Annotated in this window: 1 protein-coding gene; it reads left to right on the top strand. The window is 52.9% G+C overall.

Going from position 1 to position 610, the window contains the following annotated elements:
- The coding region (locus tag BM739_RS20335) for a hypothetical protein (protein ID WP_217697863.1) at positions 1-610 on the top strand (610 nt) is incomplete at both ends.

Here is a 610-nt window from a genome sequence, read left to right as displayed (position 1 = left end):
GATGGTAACGGCAACGAACTCTTTAACGGTCTCGTGACCCAAGCGATGCTTGATAATGGTCAAGCCGTGGAAGTCCCTGTCGCTGCAGGCGATACCCAGGTCAATGTTGATGCACAAGTCATTGATGCCGCCGGTAACCCATCGGCTATCGCCACTGACAACCAAGACGTTGATAACACTGATGCACCTACTCCAAACGTTGAGTTTGAAGGCATGGGTGATGACGGTATTTACAGCAGCGATGAAATTGGCGCTGATGGCACCGTCACCGCCACCGTGACCTTAGCCGCTGGCACCGCAATTGGTGACACGCTGATCATCACAGATGGCAACGGCAACGAATTGTTCAACGGTCTCGTGACCCAAGCGATGCTTGATAATGGTCAAGCCGTGGAAGTCYCTGTCGCTGCAGGCGATACCCAGGTCAATGTTGATGCACAAGTCATTGATGCTGCCGGTAACCCATCGGCTATCGCCACTGACAACCAAGACGTTGATAACACTGATGCACCTACTCCAAACGTTGAGTTTGAAGGCATGGGTGATGACGGTATTTACAGCAGCGATGAAATTGGCGCGGATGGCACCGTCACCGCCACCGTGACCTTAG

The sequence above is a fragment of the Shewanella sp. UCD-KL21 genome (genome assembly GCF_001957135.1).
Lineage (GTDB): Bacteria > Pseudomonadota > Gammaproteobacteria > Enterobacterales > Shewanellaceae > Shewanella.
This window is presented reverse-complemented; position numbering and strand designations above follow the sequence as displayed.